General features: G+C 62.3%; 1 protein-coding gene. It reads left to right on the forward strand.

All coding sequences use genetic code 11. The features are described from left to right. Positions 1 to 81: 81 nt before the first annotated feature. Positions 82 to 1,464, forward strand: coding sequence for an IS1182 family transposase (locus AC0L2P_RS32085; protein WP_473507229.1), 1,383 nt, complete (start codon positions 82 to 84; stop codon positions 1,462 to 1,464). Positions 1,465 to 1,545 lie beyond the last annotated feature (81 nt).

Consider the following 1,545-nt stretch of genomic DNA (forward strand, 5'->3'; position numbering starts at 1 on the left):
GCGCCGATTGTGTTGAAAAACTCCGGCTTGAAGCAGCTCTGAAGCACTGATTCAATCTCCTTGGTAAAGGAGATTGAGTCGATGATGGGCGAACCGACGGTGATGCAGGAGGCGCTGTTCTACGAGTTCAGCATCGAGCGTCACGTCCCTGCTGACCATCTGTTGCGCTCGATCGACCGCTTCGTCGACCTGTCGGGGCTGCGCTCGCATCTGCGCCCGTTCTACAGCGAGATCGGTAGGCCCTCGATTGATCCGGAACTGATGATCCGGATGCTAATCGTCGGCTACTGCTTCGGCATCCGTTCCGAGCGCCGGCTTTGCGAGGAAGTGCATCTGAATCTCGCCTATCGCTGGTTTTGCCGGCTTGGCCTGGAGGGTGATGTCCCCGATCATTCCACCTTCTCGAAGAACCGGCACGGCCGCTTTCGCGACAGCGATCTGCTGCGCGAACTCTTCGAGACGACGGTGCGCCGTTGCATCGAAGAAGGTCTCGTCGGCAACGAGGGCTTCGCCGTCGATGCCAGCCTCATCAGGGCGGACGCGAACAAGCAGCGCTCTGCCGAGGGATCGGAGCAGGTCGACTGGGAGACGATGGCGGCAACGCGCCGCTCGGTACAGGAGTATCTCGACACGTTGGACGATGCCCCGTGGGGTGCAGCGAGCGAGGTGAAGCCGAAGTTCATATCGAGGTCCGACCCGGCGGCTCAGTGGACGGGAGCGATGAAGGGGCATGCCTTCTTCGCCTACGCCACCAACTATCTGATCGACCTGGATCACGCCGTCATCGTGGACGTCGAGGCAAGCCGGGCCATACGCCAGGCGGAAGTCGGCGCGGCACGCACCATGATCGATCGCGCCCAGGATCGCTTCGGCCTCTATCCGGAACGCCTGGCCGCCGACAGCGCGTACGGCTCGGCCGAGATGTTGGGCTGGTTGGTGCACGAGCGCGGCATCGAGCCGCATATCCCGGTCTTCGACAAGTCGGAGCGTCGCGATGGGACCTTCGAGCGGGCAGAGTTCAGCTATGATCGCGAGCGCGATCTCTACACCTGTCCAGGCGGCAAGGAGCTCAGGCAGTATCGTCGGCGGTTCGCTTCACCCCGCGACGGTGTCGACGACGAGGGCTTCATGCGCTACCGCGCCAGCAAGCTCGACTGCGACGTCTGCGCCCTCAAGCCTCGATGCTGTCCGAACGGTCCAGCCCGCAAGATCCTACGCTCTATCCACGAGGGTGCGCGGGACATGGCCCGCGATATTGCCGCCACCGACGCCTATGTCACCTCGCGTCGCGAGAGGAAGAAGGTCGAGATGCTGTTTGCCCACCTCAAGCGCATCCTGAAGCTGGATCGCTTGCGACTACGAGGACCAAACGGTGCTCGAGACGAGTTCCATCTGGCAGCCACTGCCCAGAACCTCCGGAAACTCGCCAAGCTGATTGCGGTGCCGATGCCGAAACCGGCATGAGGCGGAAGACGTCTGCTCACGGCCTGACATCAGTCGATGTCGTGGCCGAGACGCGGCCGACTTTTTCAACGATATCCGCCA

The sequence above is a fragment of the Mesorhizobium sp. WSM4836 genome, from assembly GCF_055811815.1.